Here is a 26,618-nt window from a genome sequence, read left to right as displayed (position 1 = left end):
CATGATTCTCGCTAAGTACATCCCAATATTGCTCACATCGAGCGTAACTGCTTTTGATAAAGGGGTGCGTTTGCAGGATTCAGGGCAAAGGACTGCTTATGCCTTGGAATCCATTCAACGCTGGCGCCAGTTGGCGCCTGAAAATCCACTTGTTCTCTGTGATGGTTCGGATTTTGACTTCTCTCCCATCGTGAAAACCCTAGACAATAATAATTCGATTGAATGTCTCCGTTTTCAAAATAATATTGCCCGAGTGCAATCGCAAGGCAGGGGATATGGAGAAGGAGAAATAGTTCGATTTGCTGTAAAAAATTCAAGTTTTATCAATGCCAGAGGTTATTTCGCAAAATGCACATCTAAACTTTGGATCGATAATTTTGCGCAATGCGTAAGTAAGTGGAACAATGCAATGCTGGTGAAAGGTGTTTTTTCTAATGCGTTCTCCCCCATCCTCCCTACTCAGTTTTCCTATATTGATACTCGATTCTATGTTACGGAAGTTGGCAACTATACATCCCACTTTCTGCTTGCGCACGAGTCAATAGATGCTTCAACTGGACACGGCCTGGAGGAATGTTTTCGTGATATTTTCTTATCCATCGGATGCCCGCCTCGTCTAATGGGCGTTCCCCCTGTAATTTGCGGCGTTGGCGGTGGTACTGGACAATATTATAAAAACACCTTCATACGTCGCTCAAAAGAGCGATTACGTTATACACTGATTCGATCGGATCCGCGTTTTAAGTCTTGGTTCGTATAATTTTTTTGGCACGATAACAATAATATTAATAATATTGAGGCTTGCATTTGCAAATAGTGCTCTTGGTATACGGCATCGACAAAACCACGTAAAAACCAAAATACGGCCAACAAAAAAAGTGCGAGGCCATTCGGCCAAAGTTCCCGATTACATAATTCTCTCCATCCACGCAGTGCGAGGGTGAGCAGCAGCAACGCATACAATCCCCCGCCCAAACACCCTAGCGCTAAAGTTATATTTATCCAAGCATTGTGTGCATGCGAGTAATTCAGTTCTGGAACGTGACCGCAAACCTCTTTCATCCGCAATTGATATGCATCACGGCCACCATTAAGACCCCATGGATGCTGTTTGACAAGGTCTAAGCCAGCGCGGGCCATTAATACGCGTGCGCCATCTCCATTCAAACCATCAACAAGAGTTTTAACGTATTCCTCGCTGCTATCGGGATATTGACTTCGAACATACGAATCAACGCGTGTGGAAAATCCGTCGCATAATAATCGTTGAGGCGACTCCAATTCAAAACCAAGTGATAACTTGTCCCACATCGAGTACCACAACACATTCTCCGAAGCAACTTTAAAAAATAAGGTGCAAGAAAGAACGGCTACTAGGCCCAAAATGCCTCCAACCCGCCATGCGGATCTCTTGGAATGCTTTGTGAATTCACCTAGATTGTTTCTATTGCGCAGCGCTATCCAATACGCTGCCAAGGCCAATATGATCAGAACTAGCCCAAAATATGCAGCTGCTCGGGACTGCGCAATTATTACGCTGAATAAGCATGCGGAAATCAGTGTCACTGCCTTTAACAGGCGTCTGTAGTCGGCATTCTTCCACGCAGAGAAGGCTACAGCCAAGGCAAGGCAAGTCGCTTGCGATGCAGGGTATCCAAGATTCCCATGCATAGGTTCAATTCCTCTAAATCCAAAAGGGAATGTTTTGAAAGCGTTTAGAGGAACAGAAACGCCTGTAATAACTTTGAATAATGAATCTGCTACCTGCCCAAGCGTCGGATCTTCATAAAATTCCGGTTGCAGAATCCCCCCCCATGCGAGCACCAATAGAAAAAAATGAATGAAGACAGGCGTGGCGCTTACCAAGGCGAGTTGCCACAATCCCAGGCGATCTCCACCCAATATCAAAACCGCGCCTGCTGCCAATATCCAGGTCAAAAGAGATTCCCCCCACATCCCCTTTCCTAGCAGGTTGCTCAAGGCATCATGAGCATCCGGTGCCACCAGAGGAAATAACAGAAGAAATATGCACCATGACGCAAGAGGAAACGGAATAGCCTTTGCCAGTGTGATGATTCGACCGCGATTACTTGAAAACTCATGCACAGAATAGACAAGCAGCATTCCTAGAAGAAGCAGATGCAATATATTGCGTAACGCAATGGTTCCGGTGACGGATAATATTGATAAAAATAGCAATAGCAGCATTAAAAATATGCGCTGAAACCATGACATGGCGTTATTCAAAATGCTCTCCTGCCATCTTTCTGGATTTGTTGCGCCAAAGCCAGCGTTTGATAAGACTTCGTGGCGCATCTCCGTCAATGGCGCCAACCCGCAATTCAGCTCGTATGCGAAGTGAAGGGCTGAAAAGTCCTATCTGTTTTAGTTGCACATACCTTTCCAGTATAGCCAAATTCCCAATTCGAGTGTGCTCGAAACGAGCTGAAGGATGTTTGGCTTGCAACAATTTTTTATTCTTCTTGATGAGGGTTCTGGCTGCTTTATTTCCTTGGAAACTTGCACTACCCACATGCAAAATAAAGACATCTTCAGTAATCATTTGTTCGAAACCCGCCGCTCTCAACCGAAGGCTGAAGTCAAAGTCTTCGTAGTAACCCATTCCAAATGACTGGTCCAGTCCACCCAATTGAGTCCATATGCTCTGCCGAATGGCGATGCAAAAAAAGTCACAACGGTATGTGGGCATTAGCTGATGCGAGGGGTTGTCATGTAGCACATCTCCTATCTGCATCCATTGCGCATGGGTTGCACCTGGCTTCCACAACCGCTGGCCGTTGCCGGCTGCATTGGTCACGGGTCCCAACATCGCGACATTCCGGGGCGTTTCTTGCAGCACCTTGAGCAATGCATCCAGAGCTTGCGCGGGGAACACAGTGTCATTGTTTACGAGGAACAACCATTCACCTCGGGCATGACTAGCCCCCCAATTCATACCTCCAGCAAAGCCTAGATTCTTTTCACTCAATAGACAATGAAAGCCAGGATGCACAAGACACCATTGTTTTGTCAACGTTGCTGAATCGTCAGGCGAACCGTTATCCACAACGAATATTTCCAGCGCTGGGTTATTTGCCCAGGGGAGGAGAGATTCCAGACACGGCTTCGTAACCGTTTCGAAATTCCGAAAACCAAGCACGACCAGAGACAATTTAGGCTTCATTCGAGAAATTTTCGCATTCTGTTCACTGCAGTTTCAGTTGTATGGGGACTGGTTCGCCCTGTGTCAGGGAGATCGCCAATTTTCCAATTGAAAATTACTTGCTCTAGGGCTCTTACTAGGCTCGCTTGATCCTCCACCGCCATATGCCCCTGGACCTTCAGCAGATCGACCATCTGCGGATTACCGTATACCGTTGCCAAAATCGGTCTCTGCATCCACAAGTATTCGTAGAGTTTGGAGGGGATGTACTCAGAACAAATAGGCTCGGCGCCGTGCAGCAGTAGCAACACATCAACGCTGCGCATACGGCGCAGAATTTGCTCACGCCCAGACAGCCCGGTCTTGGGATCAGCTTCGATACGGCCAAGGTGCCGCACTAGATCCCGCACAGGCGATTTGGCAATAGCAGCCTGGGACACAGCATCCAATGGTCCGCCAGTAAGTTGCAGTTCCAGCACAGAACGCAGCTCTGCGTGTTCAGATACCAACGCCTCCAGCGCGGAGATGATGGGGGTAAGGTTTCGCGTGACCGACAGCGAGCCGAAATGCCCTATAACCATCTTTGACCCCTGCACATACGGCGGCAGTTCCTTGAATGGCGCGTCAATGCCCGGTAGCATCATTTTGCCGCGTTCGCCTAGCTGGGGGTGGCGGCGTCTCGCACTGGCGAGTGCTTGATCTGTAAACCAGATAGCCACATCGGCATCGGTACAAATCTGGCGCTCTACCTCGGCCTGCATACGCTCCTGCGCAGTCTTGGGCGTGCTGCCCGGCATCACCAGGGGGTCATGTACCTCGGCCAGCCAGCGCACCCCTAGCGCCTGCTTCAACGCACGTCCGGCCACGTGCGCAGCGAAGGCGCCGCCAGTGGAGTAGATAAGATCAAATTTGCGATGCCGTGCCAGTGCGCGCCCCTTGAGATAGGCGCTGAGCCACCAAGACCAGGAGCTTTCAACGGGGCGCACCAGTTTTTCGACAAACATGAAAGGCAGCAATGGGATCGACAGCAACACCATGACCATGCGGTAGGCCTTGGGATTTGCCAAATGCTTGCGCAGCACATGGCGCAACTCGAAACGGATGCCCGCTGGCCCCGCTGGCCAGAGTTGGTGGTGTTCGTATTGGTGATCCAGATTCCCGGAAACTCCGCTAAGCACTACCAGCTCAATGCCAGCTGCTTCCAGATGCGGCAGCTTATCGGTGATGGTCTGGCTCGCCGCGCGGCCATCCATGTTGAAGGCGTGTGATAACACTAACCAGCGTTGCTTGAACTTCTTGGCAATCCCTTGGTATAGGGCCTCATATTCAGACGCGACCTGCTGCCACGAATGCGCGCCAGCAAAGCGAATTTCTTCTGTGGACAGACTCTTGGCAAGTGACGGGGTGGTTTGAATGCGTTGTATTGTTTTCGCCAGCTCTTCGGCATCCGTCGGATCCTGCAGCAGCAGCGCGTCGTGTTCATCCGACAAATCCCGCGCGATGCCGGCATAGGGGGCTCGGCTCACGACGACAGGAAGTCCGTGTGCCATGGCCTCCAGCACCACCATGCCATAGGCATCTTCCAATGTCGGATGCACCAGCATGTCTGCCGCACTGTAGGCCCGCCCCATGTCAGACAGGCTGCCCAGAAAGTGCACCCGTGATGCAAAACCCAGACGTTCTGCCAAACGCTGCATCTCGGACTGGGTTTCGCCTTTGCCAACCACCGCCAGGTGCGTATCTGAGTCCAGTTGCCTCAGCGCTTCCAGCAAGGTGGGCAGACCCTTCTTGGCGAAATCGTTGCCCACAAACAGCAGCAATGGCACTGCGTCCGGCAAACCCAGCGCTTGACGCGCCGCACCTTGGGCTTCCGCAGATGCTCGCCCCGGCACGGCCTGGACACCCGGTGTCACTACCTCCAACATGTGCGCCGCCGCAGGAAACGCCTGTTGAACTACTTCCCGAAGCGATGCAGAGGCGCACACCACCCGCTTCTTGTACGCAAATGCATAACGTCGCCGCTCCAGCCACAGATAGGCCAGCAACCGCGGACTCGTCAGCACCTTGAGCCAGCGCAACGCCAGCGCGGCGCCTTGTTTGCCTTCAAACAAGGTGTGCTTCACCGGCAGCACATGCACGGTCTGCACATCGCCATGCCAGGTGTTTTCATGCGAATGCACGATGTCAAATCCCGTACGCGTGGCACGCCAGGTTTTCCAGGCAAAGTACAGCTGGTTGACCCAGCGCGGCCGCTGCAGCGGCATGGGAATGCAGTGGTAGATCACACCAGGATAGTCGTGCGCAATCGTCTGCGCAAACACATGCACCTCGTGGCGCGCCGCCAGCTCTTCCACCACGGCAATGGAATAGCGCTCTGCCCCACCTCCCGTGGTGGCAAAGTTTCGGCTCAGTACGGCGATCCGCAAACGTTCAGTCACACGCCACCATCACAAGAGCACGATGTCGTACTGTTCCTGCGCCATGGCCGCTTCGCTTTGCAGCGACACCGGCTTGCCGATGAACTCGGACAGGCCCGCGAGGTGCTGGCTTTCCTCGTCCAGGAACAGTTCGATGACCTTAGGCGAAGCAACGACGCGAAACTCGCGCGGGTTGAACTGGCGCGCCTCGCGCAGGATCTCGCGGAAGATGTCGTAGGCCACGCTGCGCGGAGTCTTGACAATGCCCTTGCCTTCGCAGGTGGGGCATGGCTCGCACAGCATGTGGGCCAGCGATTCGCGCGTGCGCTTGCGCGTCATCTCCACCAGGCCCAGTTGCGAAAAGCCACCGGCCATGGTCTTCACACGGTCGCGCGCCAGCTGCTTGCGGAACTCGCCCAGCACCGCCTCGCGATGGTCTTCGCGCGCCATGTCGATGAAGTCGACAATGATGATGCCGCCCAGGTTGCGCAGGCGCAGCTGCCGCGCAATCGCCTGCGCGGCCTCCAGGTTGGTCTTGAAGATGGTGTCGTCAAAATTGCGCGCACCGACAAAACCACCGGTGTTCACGTCCACCGTGGTCAGCGCCTCGGTCTGGTCGACGATGAGGTAGCCGCCGGATTTGAGCTCAACCCGACGCGCCAACGCCTTGGCCACCTCCTCGTCGATGGAATACAGGTCAAAAATCGGGCGCTCGCCCTTGTAGTGCTGCAGCTTTTCGGCCGCGGCCGGCATGAACTCCGAGCCGAAGGCCTGGAGCGCATCAAACTGTTCGCGTGAATCCACACGGATGGTCTGCGTGCCCTCGCCCACCAGGTCGCGCAGCACGCGCTGCAGCAGGCTCAGGTCTTGGTGCAGCAGACTTTGGGCAGGCAGGCGCACCGAGGCGTCCTTGATACGGGCCCAGGCCTTGCGCAGGTAGGCAATGTCGTCACCCAGCTCGGTATCCGATGCATCTTCGCCATTGGTTCGCAGGATGAAGCCGCCGCCCTCCTTGCCCGACAGCTTCTGCATGCGGTTGCGCAGCTCGTCGCGCTGGGCCGTGGGGATTTTTTGCGACACGCCAATATGGTCGTCCTGCGGCAAAAACACCAGCAAGCGCCCGGCAATGCTGATCTGGGTGGACAGGCGGGCACCCTTGGTGCCAATCGGGTCCTTGATGACTTGCACCATGAGCGACTGGCCTTCAAACACCTGCTTCTCAATGGGAATTTGTGGCTGCGAAGCACGCGACGCACTCAACGACTCACCCTCGGCCGGCGGGTGCCACACATCGGCCACATGCAGAAAGGCCGCGCGCTCCAGGCCAATGTCGATAAAGGCCGACTGCATGCCCGGCAGCACGCGCGCCACCTTGCCCAGATACACGTTGCCCACCAGACCGCGCTCCAACGTGCGCTCCACGTGCAGTTCCTGCACCGCACCATGTTCGACGATGGCCACCCGTGTCTCTTGCGGCGACCAGTTGATCAGGATGTCTTGTTGCATGCAAAGCCCACTTCGCGCAAGGCCTGCGCAGTTTCAAACAAAGGGAGGCCCATGATGCCAGAGTACGACCCCTCAATGCGCGCAATGAACGCGGCCGCCCGGCCCTGCACGCCATAGGCACCGGCCTTGCCCATGGGCTCGCCGCTGGCCACGTAGTCGGCGATCTCGGCGTCACTCATCTCGGCAAAAGTCACGCGCGATTCGCAATAGGCTTGGGCCAACTTGTCACCCCAGCCAATGGCAATTGCAGTGAACACGCGGTGCGTTTGGCCCGACAAGCTACGCAACATGCGTTGAGCATCGCCCGCGTTCTCGGGCTTGCCCAGAATGGTGTCGCCCATCGCGACCGTGGTGTCTGCACACAAAATAGGACGATTTTGACCTCCAGCCCTCGCCAAACGTGCGCGAGCCGCTATCAATTTAAGAGCGGTCACGCGCTGCACATAGGCCGCAGGCGCTTCGCCCGCTAGCACCACTTCCAGGCTTTCTGCATCTTCGTCGGGCGTGGGCAACAGCAATTCATGGGCGACGCCAATCTGCGTCAGCAACTCACGGCGGCGCGGGCTTTGGGAGGCCAGGTAGATGAAATCAGGACTGGACATGCTCACTCGCGGTGATAAGGATGGTTGGCGTTCACGGACCAAGCGCGGTACAGCTGCTCGATCAGCAGCACGCGCACCATGGCGTGCGGCAGGGTCAGGTCGGAGAGGCGCACGCGCTCATGGGCGGCCTGGCGAAACTCGGGGTCCAGCCCATCCGGGCCGCCGATGACCAGGGCGATGTCTGTGCCGCCGAGCTGCCACTCCTTCAGACGCTCGGCCAGCGCTGTGGTGCGCAGGCTGGTGCCGCGTTCGTCCAGTGCGACGATGCGCGCGCCTTTGGGGATGGCTTCTTCGATCCGCTTACGCTCCGCAGCATAGAGTTGCTCTACGGTTTTGGAGCCGCGTGGCTCGGTTTTGATGGCTTTGAGCTCGACCTTGAGTTCATGGGGGAAACGCTTGGCGTAATCCTCCCACGCGGTTTGCGCCCAATCCGGCACCCGCTGCCCGACAGCGATGATGACCAGCCGCATCGCTGGCCTCAGGCTTTACGGGGGGCGGCTTTCTTGGCGGGCGCCTTCTTGGCCGCCACGGGCTTGGCTGCCGTCTTTTTGACTTCAGGCTTGACCACCACGGTTTTCACCGGGGCTTTGGCTGCGACTGTTTTCTTGGCGGGCGCCTTTTTGGCAGGGGCTTTGGCGCCAGCCGACTTGGCAGCGGCCTTCTTCAAGGCGGCTTTGGACGGGAAAGCTTCTTCCACGCCCTTCTTGGCTGCGCTGGAGCGGCGCATGTTGGGCTCCGCGCCCTTGGCAGCGGTCTTGGTGGCAACCGGCTTGACGACTTCTGGCGCAGCTGGCTTAGCCGAGCCCAACTTTAGGCGAATGGGTTTTTCGCCCCACAGCTCTTCCAGGTGGTAGTACTGGCGGAAGTTGGGTTGGAAGATGTGCACCACGGCCTGTGCGCAGTCCACGATGATCCACTCGCCGTTGGCTTCGCCTTCAATGCGGGGCTTGGGGAAGCCTGCTTCGCGTACGGCATCGCGCACGCTGGCGGCCAGCGCCTTGGTCTGGCGGTTGCTGGTACCCGAGGCGATGATCACGCGCTCAAACAGGGAGGACAGGTGCTCGGTGTCGAACACCACAATGTCTTGGGCCTTGACGTCTTCCAAGCCGTCCACGATGGCACGCTGAAGTTTTTGGGTGTTTTTGGCAACGGTGGAAGTAGTCATCAGGTCGATTGGTAAAGGTGGTGTTGGTCAATATAACGCGCAACGGTTTCAAAAACCAGTGGGACCAGACTCTGGCCCGCTTGAGCGCGGTGTCGGATATCGGTGGCGCTGATGTCCACAGAGGGCATGTTCAGGGTCGTCAGGTTGGGTACCTGGGCTCTCAAGGCATCAAACTGGCCCTTGGCCCCCGTTGAATCTGCGCGAGCAGCTACACAAATTATAGCAAGTGCGGGCAGCCGCTCCCAACGGCTCCAGCCCGGCAGCGCGTGTGCCTGGTCTTCGCCGATCAGCAGGTAGAGCTGCGCGCCAGGATTCTCCTGCTGCAGCTCCAGCAAAGTGTCTACGGTGTAGGTGGGGCCAGGGCGGGCCAACTCTCGCCCGTCCACCACCACCTGCGGCAGGTCCGCAAAGGCCAGCTGGGCCATGGCCAGGCGGTGGGAGGCATCGCTGAGCGTGCGGCTTTTGTGCCAGGCGTGGCCTGTAGGAATGATGTGCAGTGCGTCGAGCTGCAACTGGGCAATGGCCGTGGCCGCCAGCGCGTGGTGCCCCAAGTGTGGCGGGTCAAATGCCCCGCCAAACACGCCAATGCGCCGGGATGCTGCGGCTGCAGGCACTGTCAAACCCAATCCCTCGCCGTCAAAAAGCGCTCGGTGAGCGCCGCCTCGGGCGACCCAGCGGCTGGCACCTGCTGGTAGGCCCAGCTCACCAGCGGTGGCATGGACAGCAAAATCGACTCCGTGCGTCCGCCAGATTGCAGGCCAAAGTGCGTACCACGGTCCCACACCAGGTTGAACTCCACGTAGCGGCCGCGGCGGTAGAGCTGAAACGCGCGCTCGCGCTCGGTGTAGGGCGTGTCCATGCGGCGCTGGACGATGGGCAAGTAGGCGGTCAAAAATGCATCGCCCACAGATTGCAGCATCGCAAAGCTGCGGTCCTGACCCAGTTCGGAAAAATCATCGAAGAACACACCGCCCACACCACGTGGCTCGTCGCGGTGCTTCAAAAAGAAATACTCGTCGCACCACTTTTTGAAGCGCGGGTACTTGTCGTCGCCAAACGGCTTCAGTGCATCCTTGCAGGTTTGGTGAAAGTGCACGGCGTCTTCTTCGAAGCCGTAGTACGGCGTCAAGTCCATGCCGCCGCCAAACCAGCACACCTCTTGCCCGTGCGGGTTCTTGGCCGCCAGCATGCGCACATTCATGTGCACCGTGGGCACATAGGGGTTGCGTGGATGGAACACCAGCGACACGCCCATGGCCTCAAACGGCGCACCGGCCAGCTCGGGGCGGTGTTGCGTGGCACTGGGCGGCAGCTTGGGGCCACGCACATGCGAAAAACCGCAGCCCGCGCGCTCAAAGACCGTGCCGCCTTCCAGAATCTGCGTGATGCCATTGCCCTGCAAAGGCTCATGGGGCGCTTTTTCCCAAGGGTCCGACAGGAAGGTGCCGCCATCCATCTGCGCAATGGCGGCGGTGATGCGGCTTTGCAAGCCCGTCAGGTACTGGCGCACCTGCGTGGGGGTTGCCTGCACGCTCATCCCTTGATGGCCCGGTAACCAATGTCCGTGCGGTACTGCATGCCATCAAAAGCAATCTCACTGATGACCTGGTAAGCACGCTGCTGCGCCTGCTTCACGCTGTCGGCCAGTGCCGTCACGCACAGCACGCGCCCGCCAGAGGTTTGCAGCACACCGTCCTTGATCGTCGTGCCGGCATGGAACACGGCAGCGTCCTCGCTGTCCTTGGGAATGCCGGTGATGGCGTCGCCCTTGCGCGGGCTCAGCGGGTAACCATGGGCAGCCAGCACTACGCCCAGCGCGGTGCGGCGGTCCCACTGCAGTTCAATTTCGTCGAGTTTGCCATGCGGGCCGGGTTCGGTGGCGGCCATCAGCACGTCTACCAAATCGGTCTTCAGCCGCATCATGATGGGCTGGGTCTCGGGGTCGCCCATGCGGCAGTTGAATTCCAGCGTCTTGGGCTGGCCGTTTTTGTCGATCATCAGGCCGGCGTAGAGGAAGCCGCTGAACGGAATGCCATCAGCTTCCATGCCCTTGACCGTGGGCAAGATGATCTCGCGCATGGCCTTGGCGTGGATGTCGGGTGTCACCACAGGCGCGGGCGAATACGCGCCCATGCCACCGGTGTTGGGGCCCTGGTCGCCATCCTGCAGGCGCTTGTGGTCCTGGCTGGTGGCCAGGGGCAACACGTTTTTGCCATCCACCATGACGATGAAGCTGGCCTCTTCGCCTTCGAGGAATTCTTCAATCACCACACGCGCGCCACCATCGTTGTGCGCTACGCCCAGGGTGTTGTCTACCAGCATGAAGTCGATGGCTTCGTGCGCCTCAGCCACAGTGAGGGCCACCACCACGCCCTTGCCCGCGGCCAGGCCATCGGCCTTGACCACGGTGGGCGCGCCCATCTTGTCCACATAGGCGTGGGCCGCTGCGGGGTCGGAGAAGGTGGCGTACTCGGCTGTGGGAATGTTGTGTCGGCGCATGAAGGCCTTGCTGAAGGCCTTGGAGCTCTCCAGCTGGGCTGCGGCCTTGGTCGGGCCAAAGATGCGCAGGCCGTGGGCGCGGAACTCATCCACCACACCGGCAGCCAGAGGCACTTCGGGGCCCACCACGGTCAGGGTGATCTTGTTTTCCTGTGCCCAAGTACGCAGGGCCACCACGTCGGTGATGGCGATGTTTTCCAGATGCGGGTCGGTCGCCGTGCCACCGTTGCCGGGGGCCACGTAGACCATCTGGATTTTGGGAGACTGGGCCAGTTTCCAGGCCAGGGCGTGTTCGCGACCACCGCCGCCAATAACAAGAATATTCATAGTGCAGCGTTGTGGTAAATCTCTTGGGTGTCGTCCAGGTCTTCCAGAACGTCCAGCAGTTTTTGCATGCGCTCGGCATCGTCGCCGGTCAGCTCAATGGTGTTGTCGGCGCGCATGGTCACGCCGGCTACTTCGGCCGTCAGGCCTGCCGCTTCCAGCGCTGCCTTCACCGACTCAAAGTCGGGATAAGCGGTCAGCACCTCAATCGCGCCGTCGTCTCCCGTGATCACATCCTCGGCACCGGCTTCCAGCGCCACTTCCATCAGCTTGTCTTCGCTGGTACCGGGTGCGAAGATCAACTGGCCGCAGTGCTTGAACTGAAAGGCCACCGAACCTTCGGTGCCCATATTGCCGCCATGTTTGGCAAATGCGTGACGGACCACGGCCACGGTACGCACCTTGTTGTCGGTCATCGTGTCCACGATGATGGCTGCGCCGCCGATGCCATAGCCTTCGTAGCGGATTTCTTCGTAGGTAATGCCTTCCAGCGTTCCTGTGGCCTTGGCAATGCCGTACTTGACGTTTTCGGCCGGCATATTGGCCGCCTTGCCCTTCTCAATCGCCAAACGCAATCGCGGGTTGGCGCTCAAGTCGCCACCACCCAAGCGGGCCGCCACCATGATCTCGCGCATGACCCGCGTCCAGATGCGCTGCCGTTTCTCGTCCTGGCGGCCCTTGCGGTGCTGAATATTGGCCCATTTGCTATGTCCTGCCACTTGATGCCCTCTAAAAATTCGTTACGCTACTCCTTCGATTGTAAGTTCAGCGCCCCCAACCCAGCCGTGCGGCTGGCCCCCCGAGGGGGTGCAAGTAAACTTGGGGCGGCCCAGCATTTACTTGAGAGACTTCCATGGCTTCCATCCAAGACGAGGACATCCTGATTGCCCAGCACGGCAGCGGCAACGCCACGGTCCAGTGCTTTTTGCGGCCCGACAAGGCCAACCGCCATGGACTCATCACCGGCGCCACCGGCACTGGCAAAACCATTACCCTGCAAACCCTGGCCGAGGGCTTCTCTACCCTGGGCGTGCCCGTCTTCATGGCCGATGTGAAGGGTGACTTGACCGGCATCTCCCAAAAAGGTGCATTGGGCGACAAATTGGCCAAGATCCTCAAAGAGCGCGGTATCGACGAACCCGCGTTCTCCGCCTTCCCCACCACGCTGTGGGACGTGTTTGGCCAGCAGGGCCACCCGGTACGCGCCACCGTGAGCGACCTGGGCCCGCTCTTGCTGGCCCGCATGCTCAACCTCAACGAAACGCAGGCCGGCGTGCTGCAACTGGTGTTCAAGATTGCCGACGACGATGGCCTACTGCTGCTGGACATGAAGGACCTGCGCGCCATGTGCCAGGACGTGGGAGAGAACGCCAGCCACTACACCACCGAGTACGGCAACATCAGCGCCGCCAGCATCGGCGCCATCCAGCGCGGCCTCATGCAGATCGAGGAGCAAGGCGGCGACCAGTTCTTTGGTGAGCCCATGCTCAACATTGCCGACTTCATGCAGACCGACGGCAGCGGCAAAGGCGTGGTCAACATCCTTGCGGCCGACAAGCTCATGCAGTCCCCGCGCCTGTATGCAACCTTTTTGCTGTGGATGCTGTCCGAGCTGTTTGAGGCCCTGCCCGAGGTGGGCGACCTAGACAAGCCAAAGCTGGTGTTCTTCTTCGACGAGGCCCACCTGCTGTTTGCCGATGCGCCCAAGGTGCTGATAGAGCGCATAGAGCTCGTCGTGCGCCTGGTGCGCTCCAAGGGCGTGGGTGTGTTCTTCGTCACACAAAACCCGCTGGATATTCCCGACAGCGTGCTCGCCCAGTTGGGCAACCGCGTGCAGCATGCGCTGCGCGCCTTCACCCCGCGTGACCAGAAGGCCGTCAAGAGCGCGGCCGACACCATGCGCGCTAACCCCGGCCTGGACGTGGCCACTGCCATCACCGAGTTGGGCGTGGGCGAAGCGCTGGTGAGCCTGATGGACGAAAAAGGCCGCCCTTGCCTGACCGAACGCGTGTTTGTGCTGCCCCCGGCCAGCCAGATCGGCCCCATCAAGCCGGAGCAACGCAAGGCGCTGCTATCCGAATCCATCGTCGCCGGTGTGTATGAAAAGGCCGTGGACCGCGAGTCGGCGTTCGAGAAGCTCAAGGGCCGCACCCAGGCCAACATGGGCCACGCCGAGCCGGTGCAGGACGACTTTCCGGCGGCAGATACTGCTGCACCACCGCGCGCATCCAGGCCGGCATCTACCCCCACGCCGACCGCAACACCCGCGCCCAGCGGTGGCGGCATTCTGGATAGCATTGGTGACATGCTGGGCGGCGGCGCCCGCCGCTCGCGCGCCAGTGTGGGCGAGCAAATGATCAAGAGCGCCGCCAGCTCCATCGGCCGCGAAGTGGGCCGCCAGATCATCCGCGGCGTGCTGGGCAGCATCCTGGGCGGTTCGCGCCGCTAGGTCGGGCGCCAAACTTGCTTTGCGACAATCGCAGCCTACACAAAACAAATAAGGAATAAGAACATGGTCACCATCGATCCTGCAGCCCGTGCCAATGTCACGCTGATCGACCACCCGCTGGTGCAGCACAAGCTCACGCTGATGCGCAAAAAAGAAGCCAGCACCAGCAGCTTTCGCCGCCTGCTCAACGAACTGGCCGGCCTGATGATTTACGAAGTCTGCCGCGACATGCCGCTGCAGGACCTGGAAATTGAAACCCCGCTGGAGAAGACGACCGGCAAGGTCATTGACGGCAAAAAGCTGGTGTTCGCCAGCGTGCTGCGCGCCGGCAACGGCATTCTGGACGGCGTGCTGAGCGTGGTGCCCGGCGCCCGCGTGGGCCACGTGGGCCTGTACCGCGACCCCAAAACCCTGCAGGCCGTGGAGTACTACTTCAAGATGCCCAGCAACATGGAAGAACGCGATGTGGTCGTGGTGGACCCCATGCTGGCCACCGGCAACTCCGCCGCCGCCGCCGTGGCGCGCCTGAAGGCCTGCAATCCCAAGTCCATCAAATTCCTGTGCCTGCTGACCTGCCCCGAAGGCATCAACACCCTGTACAAAGAACACCCCGACGTGCGCGTTTTCACCGCCGCCATCGACCGCGGCCTGAACGACCACGGCTACATCATGCCGGGCCTGGGGGATGCGGGGGACCGGATTTTTGGCACCCAGTAATCTGTAAGTCTTTGAATTTATTTAATGTTCAATGTATTATCTAAAAATAGAAAAATACATTGAACATGCCCTCCAGCACCTTCTTCCTCGACCAGTCGGAAAGCCAGAAGCGCCAGTTCATTGACGCGGAAACGGTGTTTCTGGCTGCAGCCAAAGCCAAAAAAGCAGCGGCAGAGGTGCGAGGCAGCATGCTCTGGCGTGAGTTGCGCGGCAAATCCACCCTGATTCGCACATCCGCCAACGGCGCCCAAAAATCTCTGGGGATGCGCAGTGAAGAAACAGAGTCGATCTACGCCAACTTCATGGCCCGCAAGAAGTCGGCAGAGGAACGACTCAAAGCGCTGAAAGCCCAACTTGCGACTCAACAACGCCTGAATCGCGCGCTGCGCGTGGGCCGCGTGCCGAATGTGGTGGTCGGCGTGCTCAACGCGCTGGAGAGCATCGGGGTGCAGGAGCACTTCCTGGTGGTCGGCACCCACGCTCTGTATGCCTACGAAACAGCCGCTGGTGTGCGGATTGCCGAAGAAGCCATGGCCACGCGCGATGTGGACATGCTGTTTGACGCCCGCAAACACATCTCCTTTTTCACGACCATGAAGAAGCTCGACAGCTCCCTGATTGGCGTGCTGCGCAAGGTGGATCCCAGCTTTGAAGTGGTGGAAGACCAGCTCTACACCGCGCGCAACCAGGACGGGTTTGAGGTCGACATCATCCGCCGCGCAGCCAAAGATGCCGATCCGCATCCACTGCGCATGAGCGACGAAGACGACGACTTCTGGGCGGTACAGGTGTCCATGGGCGAGCGGCTGCAGTCAGCCCGGCGCATGGACCAGGTCGTGGTTGCCACCTCTGGCGAGATGGCGCTGATGCGCACCATCCACCCGCTGGACTTTGCCCGCATCAAACAAAGCCTCGCCACCCAGCTGGGGCGCGACCCGAACAAGAGCGGCAAAGATGCACTGCAATCCCGCATCGTCACTGAATTGGTAAACGAATATTTGCCACACTTCTTGCTTGCCGAAGGTGGCAACGCATCAGTCGAATAGGCCTCTAGCCCCCGTGACCATTGCGCAAGCAGCTATCAAATTTGTAGTAACCATCAAGACCACACCATGCTCGATCTGCTGATTTACAACGCTACCCTGCCCGATGGGCGAAACAACATGTCGGTGGCGGTGCAAGCCGGGCGCATTGCCGAAGTAACCGAAGGGCTCAGCCCCGCTGCGGCGCCTGCCAAGGAAACGGTGGACGCCGGCGGCCTGCTGCTTTCTACGCCTTTTGTGGATGCGCACTTCCACATGGACGCCACGCTGAGCCTGGGCCTGCCGCGCCTCAACGCAAGCGGCACGCTGCTGGAAGGCATTGCGCTGTGGGGCGAGCTGAAGCCGCACCTGACCTTTGACGCACTGGTGGAGCGCGCCCTGGCCTACTGCGATTGGGCCGTAGCCAACGGCCTGCTGGCCATCCGCAGCCATGTAGACACCAGCGACCCGAGCATGCTGGCGGTGGAAGCGCTGCTGGCTGTCAAAAAGCAAGTAGCGCCCTACATCGACCTGCAGCTGGTTGCCTTTCCGCAGGACGGCGTGCTGCGCAGCAAAGGCGGCGTGGACAACCTCAAGAAGGCCCTCGCCCTGGGGGTAGACGTGGTGGGCGGCATTCCCCACTTCGAGCGCACCATGGCGGATGGTGCCGCCAGTGTGAAGCTGTTGTGCGAGCTGGCGGCCGAACAGGGCAAGCTGGTGGACATGCACTGCGACGAGTCCGACGACCCGCTCTCGCGCCATATCGAAACTCTGGCCTATGAAGCCAACCGCCTGGGCCTGCACGGCCGTGTCACCGGATCGCACCTCACCTCCATGCATAGCATGGACAACTACTACGTGAGCAAGCTGCTGCCGCTGATGGCAGAGGCGCAAATCAGCGTAGTGAGCAACCCGCTCATCAACATCACGCTGCAGGGCCGGCACGACACCTACCCCAAGCGCCGCGGCATGACGCGCGTGCCCGAGATCATGGCTGCAGGCATGACCGTGGCCTTTGGCCAGGACTGCTGCATGGACCCCTGGTACAGCATGGGCAGTGGCGACATGCTGGAGGTGGCCAGCATGGGCCTTCATGTGGCGCAGATGACCAGCCAGGCCGCCATGGCGCAATGCTTTGAGGCCGTGACTCGAAACCCCGCCCGCATCCTGCACCTGGAAGGCTACGGGCTGGAAGCCGGCTGCAACGCCGACTTCGTACTGCTGCAGGCGCAAAACCCCGTCGAAGCCATCCGCCTCAAAGCCACCCGCCTCAAGGTCTGGCGACGCGGTGCGTTGGTGGCGCAAACACCGGCACGCACCGCGGCGCTAAGCCTGCCCGGTCGGCCAGCCCAAACTTCGTTCTTACATACGAAATAGGCCACTAGCCCCCGTATCCATTGCGCCAGAAGCTCCTTATTTCATAGCACCAAGGAGTGGCGCTTGAGCAGGCTGCCCACGGTGGCCAGCGCAAACTCCATCTCGGGGCCAAAAGGTTGGGCCACGTTCAGGCGTAAGCAGTTGCCGTGCTTGCCCATGGCGCTGAACAGCACGCCTGGGGTAAACGCCACGCCCTGCCCCACGGCCTGGCGCAGTACGGCCAGCGTGTCGACGCCGGGCGCGCATTCCACCCACAGCCACCAGCCGCCCGCGCTGGTCACCCGGCAGTCCAACGGAAAGTGCCGTTGCACCGCAGCCAGCACCAGCGGTAAGTTGGCGGCCAGCCGCTCGCGCAGCTTGCGCAGATGCGGCGCAAACGCGCCCGACTGCATGTATTGCGCCAGCACCGCCTGCTCAAACAGCGGCGTAACCAGCGACTGGCTGAGCTTGAGCGACGCAATGCGCGCATGGTGCCGCCCACCGACCACCCAGCCCACGCGAAACGCTGGCGCCAGGCTTTTGCTGAACGAGCCGCAATAAATCACGCTGCCATGCCGGTCCCAGGCTTTCGCGGGCTGCGGGCGCTGCGCCTGGTTGCACAGGTCGCCAAAGGCGTCGTCTTCGATCAGCGTCACCCCAAAGCGCTCCACCAGCTTCAGCAGGCGGCGTTTGTGGCTATCGGGCATGGCGCAGCCCAGCGGGTTCTGAAAATTCGGCATCGCCACCACCGCGCGTATGCCGCTGTGGTGTTCCAACGCGTACTCCAGCGCCTCCAGGCTCATGCCCTGATCGGGCACACAGGGCACCTCCAGCGCTTTCAGCCCCAGGTTCTCCAGCATTTGCAGCAGGCCAAAGTACGCGGGTGATTCCACCACCACGGCGTCACCGGGCTGCGCCACAGCGCGCAGTGCCACGGCCAGCGCCTCGGTACTGCCATTGGTGATCAGCAGGCCTTCAGGCTCCACGTCCAGGCCCAGGCCGGCCAGCCACGGGATCAGCGCTGCCTTGAATTCGGGCAGGCCCGTGCCCGTGGGGTAGGCGCCCAGCGCGCGTGGGTTGCTGCGCAGCACCCGCTGCCCCATGCGGGCCAGCGCCTCCACGGGGTACCAGTCGGCCGCGGCGCTGGCCAGGTGCAAGCCCATGCGCAGCGGCTGCGCGGTCAACGAATACAGCTCGCTCATGCGCTGCTGCAGCGAGGCGAAATGCTCAAACGCAACGGCTGGCGCTGCCGCAGGGGTGGCCACCTTGGCGCTAGGCCGCGCCGCGCGCCGGGCCTGCCAGTCGGCCACAAAGATGCCGGACTTGGACCGTGCCTGCACCCAGTCCTGGGCCTCCAGGTGGCGGTAGCAGCGCACCATGGTGGAGGCACTGACGCCAAACGCCGCAGCCCCCTCGCGCACTGAGGGCAGGCGCTCGCCCGTGGGGCGGCGGCCGGCCTGCATGTCCTGCACCAACTGGTCTGCCAGCGCTTGATAACTGTATTGCATTACAAACCTTAAAATTACATATCTGTATAGCATACAGATATGTCGGTCTGTGTCCCCCATCGCCGCCAGCTCGGCCTACAGTGCCAAGCATGAATCCTTTATCGACCTCCACCTCCCCCAACCTGGCCGCCACGACCAACCCGGCCACCTGGGCCCGCGCCAAAGACATGTTCCCTGCCGTACTGGCGGGGCTCATCGCTGTGCTTATCTCCTATGCCGGCCCGCTGCTAGTCGTGTTGCAAGCAGCACAGATGGCGCACCTGGAGCAGGCGCAACTGGCGTCGTGGGTGTGGGCCATCTCCTGGGGCGCAGGTGCCTGCAGCGTGTGGATGAGCTGGCGCTACCGCGTGCCCGTCATCTGCGCCTGGAACACACCGGGCGCGGCGCTGCTGGTCACCGCGTTGGTTACTGTGCCGTTCAACCAGGCCGTGGGTGCCTATCTGTTTGCCGCCGCGGCCATGTTGTTGGTGGGAGCCACGGGCCTGTTTGAGCGGCTGATGGCCGTCATCCCCAAAAGCCTGTGCGCGGCTATGCTGGCGGGCATTCTGTTGCGCTTTGGGCTGGACGTATTTGGCGCTGCCCGCAGCGAAGTGCCCGGCACGCCGTGGCTGGTGGGCACCATGTTTGTGGGCTACCTGCTAGTCAAGCGCGTGTCGGCCCGCTATGCGGTGGTACTCACGCTGCTGCTGGGTGTGGCCCTGTGGCGCACGCTGGGCTGGGGCGATGCCACGCCCGGCGCGGCGGCCGGCACCGGCTGGGCCTGGCAGCTGACCACGCCGGTGTGGACCACACCCGCGTTTTCGCTCAGCAGCATCGTCAGCGTGGGCGTGCCGCTGGCTGTGCTGTGCCTGACCGGTCAGCAGGTGCCCGGCATTGCCGTGCTGCGCGCCGCCAACTACCAGGCGCCCACTAGCAAGCTGGTCACCGGCACCGGCCTGGCCAGCCTGCTGATGGCTCCGTTTGGTGCCCACGGCGTGAACCTGGCAGCCATCACCGCCGCCATCTGCACCGGGCCTGAAGCCCACCAGCGCCCCGAGCGGCGCTGGGTGGCGGGCGTGGCCTGCGGCGCGTTCTACCTGCTGATTGGCAGCTTTGCGGGCTCTCTCACCGGCCTGTTTGCGCACCTGCCCCATGCCCTGGTCACCACGGTGGCGGGCCTGGCGCTACTGGGCGCCATCCAGGGCGGCCTGGTCAACGCGCTGAACCAGCCGCAAGAGGCCGAGGCCGCGCTGGTGACCTTTCTGGTCACCGCTTCCAACGTCACCCTGCTGGGCCTGGGCTCGGCCTGCTGGGGCATTGTGCTGGGGCTTATTACCTATTTGGTCCTGCGCCCGCGGCAGGCCAAGCCCGCCCTTTAAGGCGATTACCGGCCTCGCACCGCTGCCGCCAGTGCCGCAAATGCATTGCGGTCCAGCACATGGGTGAAGGCCGTGTTGGGCACCGGGTGCGATGACAGCTTCACCACCACCAGTTCGGCCGCCGGGTTGATGTGGATGTGCTGGCCGTTCAGGCCCTTGGCCTCAAAGCTGCCGTCGGCGTCGTGTGGTATCCACCACTGGTTGTGGTACGAGTAGCCCGCACGCATGGTCTGGCCTGCCGCCTTGAACTTTTCGGGGTCTGCGCCCTTGCGCAGCTCGGCCACCGTGGCGGCGGACAGCACCTGCTGCCCGTTGAAACGCCCGCCATGGCGCAGCATCTCACCCAAACGCCCCAAATCGCGCAGCGTGGCACTCACGCCCACGCTGGTGACCTGGCTGCCACCTCCATCGGTCCACACAAAGGCATCCTCCTGCGCCCCGATGCGCGACCAGATGCGCTCAGACAGCAGCGCCGCATAGCTCTTGCCGGTAACACGCTGCATCAGCCACCCCAGCACCTCGGTGTCCACCGTTTTGTATTGGAAGCCGGCACCATGCTCGCCATCTTTCTTCACGGTTTTCAAAAACTCGGTCAGCGCCTTGGGGCCTGCATAGTTGGGCGGTGTGGGTAGCAAGCCCGCGGCGATCAGGTACTGGAAGATGCCAGAGTTGGGATCGGCAAAGTCCTCGCTGTATTTCACGCCCGTGGTCATGTCCAACGTCTGCTGCACTGTAGCGTCGCCCCATGCGCTGTCCTTCAGTTCCGGCAGGTAGCTAGACACCAATGCCTGCGGGTCCAGGCGCCCTTCCTGGATCAGCTCGGTAGCCAGCAACCCGGTCAATGACTTGCTCATGGACCCCAGCACATGCGGCTGCTGCGGCTGCATGCCCACGTAGTTGCGTTCGTACACCACCTTGCCACGGTGCAGCACCAGCAGCCCGTCGGTGTAGGTGTTTTTCTGCCAGTCGGCCAGCGTGGTTTTGCCACCCTTGTCGTCGGCAAAGCCCAGCCCGTCCAGCTCACGCAGGGCTACTGGCAGTGCCGATGGCGCGCCTGCACCGCGCCAGATGGCAGTGGTGGGGCCCAGTTCGCGCAGGTGGTGGAAGGCCCAGCGGCCATTGGGGTACTTCAGTACGGTGGCCAGGCGCACGATTTTGTCGGGCGCGGGCGGAAAGCTCTGCATCAGTTGCAAAGCCACGGGATCGGTGGCATCGGGTGGGGGCAACGCGGGGGTCTGGGCGTGGCTGCTGTGGGCCAGCACTAGCAAGGCGGACGCCAGGGCCAGCGACAGGGAGGAACGGATAAGCGGCATACAAACTCCTGAGGTAGAACGGTGATGGAAAAAAGAACCAACGCCATTGCAGTCGCCGCAGGTATCGGTCATGTGTCGAGAGGCCGCCGTTTGGTATGCCCAGAAGTCCCCGCACTTTCCAGACAAGTTGGGATACAAACCCACGCTCTTGCCCAGCCGCAACGCGCAGACAATCCCCTCATGGAATCCGAAGACCACATCCTCATCGTTGACGACGACGCAGGCATCCGCGAACTGGCGGCCGAGTACCTGCGCAAGCAGGGCCTGCAGGCCAGCGTGGCGGCCGACGGACGGCAGATGCGGGCGGTGCTGGCCTCCAAACGCATTGACCTGCTGGTGCTGGACTTGATGCTTCCGGGAACGGACGGCATCGCGCTGTGCCGCGAGCTGCGTGCACCGGGCGTGCCGCCACTGCCCATCCTGATGCTCACGGCGCGCAGCGACGAGGCGGACCGCATCCTCGGCCTGGAGTTGGGCGCCGACGACTACCTGACCAAGCCCTTTGCCGCGCGTGAGCTGCTGGCGCGCATTCGCGCCGTGCTGCGCCGCACACGCATGCTGCCGCCCAATATGGCGGCATCTGAGCCCGCACGCGAGATCGCCTTTGGCGACTGGCGGCTGGATACCACGGCCCGCCATTTGCTGGATACCACCGGCGCGGTGGTGGCCCTGTCCGGCGCCGAATACCGGCTACTGCGCGTGCTGCTGGAACACCCCCAGCGCGTGCTGACGCGCGACCAGTTGCTCAATCTGACCCAAGGCCGCGACGCCGATGTGTTCGACCGCTCCATCGACCTGCTAGTGAGCCGCCTACGCCAGAGGCTGGGCGATGGTGCCCGTGGCTCCCGCTACATCAAGACTGTGCGCAACGAAGGCTATGTGTTCTGCGCAGCCGTGGGCCCAACGGGACCCGCAGAGGCTGCCGCATGAGCCAGTTGCCCGCCTGGCCCCGCACCCTGTTTGGGCGAATGCTGCTGGTGCTGTTTCTGGGCCTGGCGCTGGCCCATGTGCTGACATTTGCGCTGGTGCTGACCGAACGCGGCATGGCCATGCGCCAGATGATGGTGGCCTACCTGGCCAGCGACGTGGCCAGTTCCGTGGCCGTGCTGGAGCGGCTTCCGGCCAGCGAGCGTGCGCAGTGGCTGCCCACGCTGTCCCGGCGTAACTACCGCCTGGTGCTGAACGGACAGGGCAGCACCCTCGCCCACCCCTCGGGCCTAGCTAATGCTGCAGCCACGGCCGTCGCCGCCGCTCTGACACCGCCGCGCGCTGTGCAGGTGCTGGCTTCTGGCCTGCCCGAGGCGCGCCAGCGGCTGCAACTGCAGTTGGTGGACGGCACGCCGTTGGCCGTGGAGCTGGACGAGCCGGGGCTCAACATCTCGCCCTGGGCCTGGGCCGCGCTGGCGCTGCAACTGGTGCTGCTGGCAGTGCTCTGCGCCTGGGCCGTGCGGGCCGCGACCCGGCCGCTGCAAGCCCTGGCGGACGCCGCCGATGCGCTGGAGCCCGCCACCGCAGGCCCACGGCTGGCCGAGGCTGGGCCACGCGAGGTAGTGCGCGCCGCAACCGCATTCAACCGCATGCGCGACCGCATCCAGGCGCATCTACAGGAGCGCATGCAAATCCTGGCTGCCGTGTCGCACGACCTGCAAACCCCCATCACCCGGCTGCGGCTGCGCGCCGACCTGCTGGACGACACGGTGCTGCGCGACAAGCTGCATGCCGATCTCGCCGAGATGCAGGGCTTGGTGGAAGAAGGCATTGCCTACGCACGCTCGGCCCACGCCGCCCGCGAGCCGCTGCGCCGTGTCGACCTGCACGCCCTGCTGGACAGCATTGCGCTGGACTACGCGGACGCGGGCCAGCCCGTGCAGCTGCTGCCCGCCCCCGCCGCCAACTGCAACACCCGGCCACAAGCCCTGCGACGGCTGGTCTGCAACCTGGTGGACAACGCGCTTAAGTTCGCGGGCAGTGCGGACATTGCGCTGAGCGCGGATGCACATGGCGGCTGGCTAGTACAGGTGCTGGACCGCGGCCCCGGAATTCCGGACGCTGCGCTGTCCGAGGTGCTACAACCCTTTGTAAGGCTGGACAACTCGCGCAACCGCGACACCGGCGGCACCGGCCTGGGCCTGGCCATCGCCACCGAGCTAGCCCAGGCACTGGGCGGACAACTGACGCTTGCCGCCCGCGATGGCGGTGGCCTGGATGCCCGAGTACGGCTACCTGCCTAGAATGGACAGCGACAGCATCTCCTCCACAATTTATTGCCAAATAGGCCCCTAGCCCCCATGAACATTGCGCAAGCAGCTACCAAAGATATAGCAATCACCATCGCTGCCGCCCAAAGCACGTCTGTGCCGCTGGACGTGGCAGCCAATGTGCAGGAGCACCTGCGCTTTGTGGAGGCGGCTGCCGACCATGGCGTGCAGTGGCTGGTGTTCCCCGAACTGTCTCTCGCCGGCTATGAGCTAGCCAACATGCCGGGCCTGGTGCTGCACGCCGACCACGCGCTGCTGGCGCCGCTGCGCGAAGCGGTCCGCCGCACCGGCATGGCCATCACCGTGGGCGCGCCGACGATGTCTGACTTCACCCTGCCCTCCATTGGCGCGATCACACTGCGGCCCGATGGGCAACACAGCGTGTACCGCAAGTTCCATCTGCATGATGGGGAAAAGCAATTTGCCGCGCCGGGGCTGGAGCCGGTGCATCTACAAGCCATGGATACGGCGAACATCGCCAGCGCCATCTGTGCAGATACCAATTTCCGGTCGCACGCAGCTAGTGCGGCACAAGCCGGTGCGAACGTCTACGCGGCAGGAATACTGACTTCCGACAACGGCTATGCCGCGGAAGCCCCTCTGTGGGCCAGCTATGCGCGCGACCACCGCATGGTGGTGGTGATCGCCAACCATGGCGGGCCGTCGGGCGGCTATGTGTCTGCGGGTAAGAGTGGGATTTGGGATTCGGAAGGGATACTGGTGGTGGAGGCACTGGGGGCTGGGGATTGGTTGGTGATAGCGAGTGCCGATAAGGACTCACTTTGTGCACCATGCTAGAGCTTGACAGCACGATCAAGGACAGACATGCCGCCTGAACAGACGAACCGGAAGTGGTCTACATTGGTCCTGCACCTTCCCATTCTTCTCACCGCGCTGCGGGCAGCACTCTCGCCCGTGCTGATATTGCTGGCCTTACTGGCGCCGGACCGAATGGCGTTTGGGCTGTGCCTTGTTGCAGGGTTCTTATCAGACGTCTTTGATGGCATAGTCGCCCGTCGGCTGGGCGTAGCCACACCGAACCTGCGACGCTTGGACAGCATGGCGGACAGCCTTTTCTACATTGCCGCTGCGTTTGCCGTATGGCACCTGCAGCCCTCTGCAATTACCGGGCGCCAATGGGAGTTGTGGACTTTGGTGGCCCTGGAACTTGCGCGCTACACGTTTGACTGGATGAAATTTCGCCGCGAGGCGAGTTATCACATGTGGTCATCCAAGCTGTGGGGTATCGCGCTTTTTGCCGCTTTTCTTTCCTTGCTCGGTTTTGGAAGCGATGGTCCTCTGGTCGATCTGATGATCTGCATCGGCATCGTTGCTGATATCGAAGGGCTGGCTATTTCCATGACATTGCGTACTTGGCAAACTGATGTGCCCAGCATCTTCCACGCAGTGCGCCTACGCCGCCAGAAGCAGTCCTAAATCCATCCCAACATCCGCCCCACCCCATGCCCCACTACTGGCTCATGAAAGCCGAACCCGCCGAAGCATCCGTCGACGATGTGCTGGCCATGCCCAATGCTACGGTGCCCTGGACCGGCGTGCGCAACTACCAGGCACGCAACTTCATGCGCGATGGCATGCAGGTAGGCGACGGCGTGCTGTTCTACCACTCCAGCTGTGCCGAGCCTGGCATTGTCGGCATTGCGCGCGTTGCGTCGGGTGCCTACACCGACCCCACGCAGTTCGACCCCAAGTCCCCCTACTTCGACGCCGCGAGCAAGCCCGAGGCGCCGCGCTGGATCCTTGTGGATGTGCAGGTGCTGCGCAAGACGCGCAACCTGACCTTGCCCGAGCTGCGCGCCGACGCCGACTTGCAAGACCTTATCGTGCTGAAGAAGGGCAACCGCCTGTCCATCACGCCGGTGGAGCCCCAGCACTGGCGCACTATCCTGCAGCGGCTTGGTAGTCCGGATTTGTAAGAAAACGACCCCTAGCCCCCGTAGCGATTGCGCTAGCAGCTAGCAAATCAATAGCAACAAGAACGACCAACTCAGGCCTGCTTGCTCTCCAGCAACTTCACCAACGACCACAGCACCCGGTTCGCCGGCGTGGCAATGCCCAGCGCCTGGCCGCGGCGCACTACCAAGCCGTTGAGGTAGTCGATTTCGCTCTTCTTGCCACGTGCCAGGTCTTGCGCGGTGGAGGAAAACTGCCCCGGCATGGTGTCAAAAATCATGCGCACGGCGGCGTCCACGTCGCCTGCCACCTGCACGCCCTCCGCCTTGGCCACCGCCAGGCACTCGTTGACCACGTCGCGCATCACGCCCTGCACGCCCTCGCCCACCGCCGTCTTGCCATACGGTAACTGGGTGATGGCGGAGACGGCGTTGTAGGCGCTGTTGAGGATGAGCTTGAGCCAGAGCGCGCCGCGCACGTTGTCAGACACTTCGGCAGCGATACCCGCAGCCACCAGTGCTGGGGCCACTTGGGCTGCAGAGGGTTCGATGACCAAGTCCCCCCGGCCATGGTGCTTCACATGACCGGGGCCCGCCATCTCGGTCGCAACGTAGACCACGGCTGCGGCCACCGTGTGGTCCGGCAGCACGGTGCGCAGGCGGTCAGCGTTGTCCACACCGTTTTGCAGACACAGCACCAGCGCATGGGGCGCCAGGTGCGGACGAATCAAGGCGCCAGCGGCTTCAGTGTCGGTGGACTTGACGCAAAACAGCACCAGGTCTGCGCCCTGCACGGCGCTGGCTTCCGTGCTGGCCGACAGGCGCACCTGTTCGTCAAAGGTTTTGGTCTCCATGCGCAGGCCATGGGCTTGGATGGCTTGCACATGGGCGGGCCGGGCGATCAGCGTCACGGCATGGCCGGCGCGGGCCAGCATGCCCCCAAAGTAACAGCCGACGGCGCCAGCGCCCATGACGGCAACGCGAAGGGGGGCAGCAGCGGGAGAAGACGGTGGCATAGGGCAACTCGCAGGTGGGTGGGTACGCGCCA

General features: G+C 61.2%; 25 protein-coding genes. 11 read left to right on the top strand and 14 right to left on the bottom strand.

The genetic code is table 11. From position 1 onward, the window contains the following. Position 1: 1 nt before the first annotated feature. The gene (locus AC1DZ5_RS08385) at positions 2-760 is read left to right on the top strand and encodes a hypothetical protein (RefSeq protein WP_477887972.1); all 759 of its coding nucleotides are present in this window, start codon (positions 2-4) and stop codon (positions 758-760) included. Here the strand turns inward: AC1DZ5_RS08385 and AC1DZ5_RS08380 are convergent. The 11 genes from AC1DZ5_RS08380 to AC1DZ5_RS08330 are packed head-to-tail and all read right to left on the bottom strand — an operon-like array spanning position 712 to position 12,395. Continuing rightward, a complete protein-coding gene (locus AC1DZ5_RS08380; protein WP_477887970.1) occupies positions 712-2,247 on the bottom strand; it encodes an O-antigen ligase family protein in 1,536 nt (511 codons plus the stop codon). The genes AC1DZ5_RS08385 and AC1DZ5_RS08380 overlap by 49 nt on opposite strands. Further along, a complete protein-coding gene (locus tag AC1DZ5_RS08375) occupies positions 2,240-3,184 on the bottom strand; it encodes a glycosyltransferase family 2 protein (protein WP_477887968.1) in 945 nt (314 codons plus the stop codon). Before AC1DZ5_RS08375 ends, AC1DZ5_RS08380 begins: the two co-directional genes overlap by 8 nt. Next, the gene (locus tag AC1DZ5_RS08370; RefSeq protein ID WP_477887966.1) at positions 3,181-5,601 is read right to left on the bottom strand and encodes a glycosyltransferase family 4 protein; all 2,421 of its coding nucleotides are present in this window, start codon (positions 5,599-5,601) and stop codon (positions 3,181-3,183) included. The genes AC1DZ5_RS08375 and AC1DZ5_RS08370 overlap by 4 nt, the downstream gene beginning before the upstream one ends. A 9-nt stretch (positions 5,602-5,610) precedes the next feature. Continuing rightward, on the bottom strand, positions 5,611-7,086 hold the full coding sequence (gene rng / locus AC1DZ5_RS08365) for a ribonuclease G (protein ID WP_477887964.1): 1,476 nt from the start codon (positions 7,084-7,086) through the stop codon (positions 5,611-5,613). Further along, complete coding sequence (locus AC1DZ5_RS08360) at positions 7,068-7,688, bottom strand: Maf family protein (protein ID WP_477887962.1); 621 nt, start codon at positions 7,686-7,688, stop codon at positions 7,068-7,070. The genes rng and AC1DZ5_RS08360 overlap by 19 nt, the downstream gene beginning before the upstream one ends. A gap of 2 nt (positions 7,689-7,690) precedes the next feature. After that, positions 7,691-8,158: a 23S rRNA (pseudouridine(1915)-N(3))-methyltransferase RlmH gene (gene rlmH, locus AC1DZ5_RS08355; RefSeq protein WP_477887960.1), complete on the bottom strand. Its 468-nt coding sequence runs from the start codon at positions 8,156-8,158 to the stop codon at positions 7,691-7,693. Between the two features lie 8 nt (positions 8,159-8,166). Further along, a complete protein-coding gene (rsfS, locus tag AC1DZ5_RS08350; RefSeq protein WP_477887958.1) occupies positions 8,167-8,853 on the bottom strand; it encodes a ribosome silencing factor in 687 nt (228 codons plus the stop codon). Then, the gene (nadD, locus tag AC1DZ5_RS08345; protein WP_477888339.1) at positions 8,853-9,467 is read right to left on the bottom strand and encodes a nicotinate (nicotinamide) nucleotide adenylyltransferase; all 615 of its coding nucleotides are present in this window, start codon (positions 9,465-9,467) and stop codon (positions 8,853-8,855) included. Before nadD ends, rsfS begins: the two co-directional genes overlap by 1 nt. 2 nt (positions 9,468-9,469) lie before the next feature. Beyond that, positions 9,470-10,390: an oxygen-dependent coproporphyrinogen oxidase gene (gene hemF, locus AC1DZ5_RS08340; protein ID WP_477887956.1), complete on the bottom strand. Its 921-nt coding sequence runs from the start codon at positions 10,388-10,390 to the stop codon at positions 9,470-9,472. After that, a complete protein-coding gene (gene purD / locus AC1DZ5_RS08335) occupies positions 10,387-11,679 on the bottom strand; it encodes a phosphoribosylamine--glycine ligase (protein ID WP_477887954.1) in 1,293 nt (430 codons plus the stop codon). The genes hemF and purD overlap by 4 nt, the downstream gene beginning before the upstream one ends. Further along, a complete protein-coding gene (locus tag AC1DZ5_RS08330) occupies positions 11,676-12,395 on the bottom strand; it encodes a YebC/PmpR family DNA-binding transcriptional regulator (protein ID WP_477887952.1) in 720 nt (239 codons plus the stop codon). The genes purD and AC1DZ5_RS08330 overlap by 4 nt, the downstream gene beginning before the upstream one ends. Before the next feature lie 134 nt (positions 12,396-12,529). On the opposite strand from AC1DZ5_RS08330, the gene AC1DZ5_RS08325 reads away from it, so the two are divergent. From AC1DZ5_RS08325 to AC1DZ5_RS08310, 4 genes are all read left to right on the top strand, one after another. Next, positions 12,530-14,125, top strand: coding sequence for a helicase HerA-like domain-containing protein (locus AC1DZ5_RS08325; RefSeq protein WP_477887950.1), 1,596 nt, complete (start codon positions 12,530-12,532; stop codon positions 14,123-14,125). Between the two features lie 63 nt (positions 14,126-14,188). Further along, on the top strand, positions 14,189-14,842 hold the full coding sequence (gene upp, locus AC1DZ5_RS08320) for a uracil phosphoribosyltransferase (protein ID WP_477887948.1): 654 nt from the start codon (positions 14,189-14,191) through the stop codon (positions 14,840-14,842). A gap of 65 nt (positions 14,843-14,907) precedes the next feature. Continuing rightward, on the top strand, positions 14,908-15,888 hold the full coding sequence (locus AC1DZ5_RS08315; RefSeq protein WP_477887946.1) for a GSU2403 family nucleotidyltransferase fold protein: 981 nt from the start codon (positions 14,908-14,910) through the stop codon (positions 15,886-15,888). 66 nt (positions 15,889-15,954) lie between these two features. Continuing rightward, positions 15,955-17,241 carry an amidohydrolase family protein gene (locus AC1DZ5_RS08310; protein WP_477887944.1) on the top strand — a complete coding sequence of 429 codons (1,287 nt, stop codon included), beginning with the start codon at positions 15,955-15,957 and terminating at the stop codon, positions 17,239-17,241. A 41-nt stretch (positions 17,242-17,282) separates the two neighbouring features. Here AC1DZ5_RS08310 and AC1DZ5_RS08305 read toward each other — a convergent pair whose 3' ends face one another. Next, on the bottom strand, positions 17,283-18,728 hold the full coding sequence (locus tag AC1DZ5_RS08305) for an aminotransferase-like domain-containing protein (protein WP_477887942.1): 1,446 nt from the start codon (positions 18,726-18,728) through the stop codon (positions 17,283-17,285). Positions 18,729-18,817: 89 nt separating this feature from the next. Between AC1DZ5_RS08305 and AC1DZ5_RS08300 the strand changes: the two genes are divergently transcribed. Next, positions 18,818-20,086 carry a benzoate/H(+) symporter BenE family transporter gene (locus tag AC1DZ5_RS08300; protein WP_477887940.1) on the top strand — a complete coding sequence of 423 codons (1,269 nt, stop codon included), beginning with the start codon at positions 18,818-18,820 and terminating at the stop codon, positions 20,084-20,086. Positions 20,087-20,091: 5 nt separating this feature from the next. Here AC1DZ5_RS08300 and AC1DZ5_RS08295 read toward each other — a convergent pair whose 3' ends face one another. After that, positions 20,092-21,399 carry a serine hydrolase domain-containing protein gene (locus tag AC1DZ5_RS08295; protein WP_477887938.1) on the bottom strand — a complete coding sequence of 436 codons (1,308 nt, stop codon included), beginning with the start codon at positions 21,397-21,399 and terminating at the stop codon, positions 20,092-20,094. A gap of 180 nt (positions 21,400-21,579) precedes the next feature. Here AC1DZ5_RS08295 and AC1DZ5_RS08290 point away from each other — a divergent pair, with 180 nt between their 5' ends. From AC1DZ5_RS08290 to AC1DZ5_RS08270, 5 genes are read left to right on the top strand one after another with little or no spacing between them, the layout of a single operon-like run. After that, complete coding sequence (locus tag AC1DZ5_RS08290; protein WP_477887936.1) at positions 21,580-22,329, top strand: response regulator; 750 nt, start codon at positions 21,580-21,582, stop codon at positions 22,327-22,329. Then, positions 22,326-23,630 carry an ATP-binding protein gene (locus tag AC1DZ5_RS08285; RefSeq protein WP_477887934.1) on the top strand — a complete coding sequence of 435 codons (1,305 nt, stop codon included), beginning with the start codon at positions 22,326-22,328 and terminating at the stop codon, positions 23,628-23,630. Before AC1DZ5_RS08290 ends, AC1DZ5_RS08285 begins: the two co-directional genes overlap by 4 nt. Before the next feature lie 57 nt (positions 23,631-23,687). Continuing rightward, the gene (locus AC1DZ5_RS08280) at positions 23,688-24,455 is read left to right on the top strand and encodes a carbon-nitrogen hydrolase family protein (protein ID WP_477887932.1); all 768 of its coding nucleotides are present in this window, start codon (positions 23,688-23,690) and stop codon (positions 24,453-24,455) included. Positions 24,456-24,482: 27 nt separating this feature from the next. Beyond that, positions 24,483-25,094 (top strand): CDP-alcohol phosphatidyltransferase family protein, encoded by a 612-nt coding sequence (locus AC1DZ5_RS08275; RefSeq protein ID WP_477887930.1) that lies wholly within the window; start codon positions 24,483-24,485, stop codon positions 25,092-25,094. 26 nt (positions 25,095-25,120) lie between these two features. Continuing rightward, positions 25,121-25,594 carry an EVE domain-containing protein gene (locus tag AC1DZ5_RS08270; RefSeq protein ID WP_477887928.1) on the top strand — a complete coding sequence of 158 codons (474 nt, stop codon included), beginning with the start codon at positions 25,121-25,123 and terminating at the stop codon, positions 25,592-25,594. A gap of 71 nt (positions 25,595-25,665) precedes the next feature. Here the strand turns inward: AC1DZ5_RS08270 and AC1DZ5_RS08265 are convergent, their stop codons facing one another. Then, positions 25,666-26,586 carry a ketopantoate reductase family protein gene (locus tag AC1DZ5_RS08265; protein ID WP_477887926.1) on the bottom strand — a complete coding sequence of 307 codons (921 nt, stop codon included), beginning with the start codon at positions 26,584-26,586 and terminating at the stop codon, positions 25,666-25,668. Between the last annotated feature and the right edge of the window lie 32 nt (positions 26,587-26,618).

It is taken from the genome of Rhodoferax sp. P1_F3 (assembly GCF_056405715.1).
Note: the sequence above shows the minus strand (reverse complement) of the source record. Positions and strands in the feature narration are given on the sequence as shown.

Bases quoted from the DNA above. Each gene is read 5' to 3' on its own strand.
- AC1DZ5_RS08290 (WP_477887936.1), top strand. From the start codon at position 21,580: ATGGAATCCGAAGACCACATCCTCATCGTTGACGACGACGCAGGCATC.
- AC1DZ5_RS08360 (WP_477887962.1), bottom strand. From the start codon at position 7,688: ATGTCCAGTCCTGATTTCATCTACCTGGCCTCCCAAAGCCCGCGCCGC.
- AC1DZ5_RS08285 (WP_477887934.1), top strand. From the start codon at position 22,326: ATGAGCCAGTTGCCCGCCTGGCCCCGCACCCTGTTTGGGCGAATGCTG.
- rng (WP_477887964.1), bottom strand. From the start codon at position 7,086: ATGCAACAAGACATCCTGATCAACTGGTCGCCGCAAGAGACACGGGTG.
- AC1DZ5_RS08310 (WP_477887944.1), top strand. From the start codon at position 15,955: ATGCTCGATCTGCTGATTTACAACGCTACCCTGCCCGATGGGCGAAAC.
- AC1DZ5_RS08385 (WP_477887972.1), top strand. From the start codon at position 2: ATGATTCTCGCTAAGTACATCCCAATATTGCTCACATCGAGCGTAACT.
- rlmH (WP_477887960.1), bottom strand. From the start codon at position 8,158: ATGCGGCTGGTCATCATCGCTGTCGGGCAGCGGGTGCCGGATTGGGCG.
- AC1DZ5_RS08295 (WP_477887938.1), bottom strand. From the start codon at position 21,399: ATGCCGCTTATCCGTTCCTCCCTGTCGCTGGCCCTGGCGTCCGCCTTG.
- upp (WP_477887948.1), top strand. From the start codon at position 14,189: ATGGTCACCATCGATCCTGCAGCCCGTGCCAATGTCACGCTGATCGAC.
- purD (WP_477887954.1), bottom strand. From the start codon at position 11,679: ATGAATATTCTTGTTATTGGCGGCGGTGGTCGCGAACACGCCCTGGCC.
- AC1DZ5_RS08300 (WP_477887940.1), top strand. From the start codon at position 18,818: ATGAATCCTTTATCGACCTCCACCTCCCCCAACCTGGCCGCCACGACC.
- AC1DZ5_RS08280 (WP_477887932.1), top strand. From the start codon at position 23,688: ATGAACATTGCGCAAGCAGCTACCAAAGATATAGCAATCACCATCGCT.
- AC1DZ5_RS08305 (WP_477887942.1), bottom strand. From the start codon at position 18,728: ATGCAATACAGTTATCAAGCGCTGGCAGACCAGTTGGTGCAGGACATG.
- rsfS (WP_477887958.1), bottom strand. From the start codon at position 8,853: ATGACTACTTCCACCGTTGCCAAAAACACCCAAAAACTTCAGCGTGCC.
- AC1DZ5_RS08315 (WP_477887946.1), top strand. From the start codon at position 14,908: ATGCCCTCCAGCACCTTCTTCCTCGACCAGTCGGAAAGCCAGAAGCGC.
- AC1DZ5_RS08270 (WP_477887928.1), top strand. From the start codon at position 25,121: ATGCCCCACTACTGGCTCATGAAAGCCGAACCCGCCGAAGCATCCGTC.
- AC1DZ5_RS08375 (WP_477887968.1), bottom strand. From the start codon at position 3,184: ATGAAGCCTAAATTGTCTCTGGTCGTGCTTGGTTTTCGGAATTTCGAA.
- hemF (WP_477887956.1), bottom strand. From the start codon at position 10,390: ATGAGCGTGCAGGCAACCCCCACGCAGGTGCGCCAGTACCTGACGGGC.
- AC1DZ5_RS08265 (WP_477887926.1), bottom strand. From the start codon at position 26,586: ATGCCACCGTCTTCTCCCGCTGCTGCCCCCCTTCGCGTTGCCGTCATG.
- AC1DZ5_RS08325 (WP_477887950.1), top strand. From the start codon at position 12,530: ATGGCTTCCATCCAAGACGAGGACATCCTGATTGCCCAGCACGGCAGC.
- AC1DZ5_RS08275 (WP_477887930.1), top strand. From the start codon at position 24,483: ATGCCGCCTGAACAGACGAACCGGAAGTGGTCTACATTGGTCCTGCAC.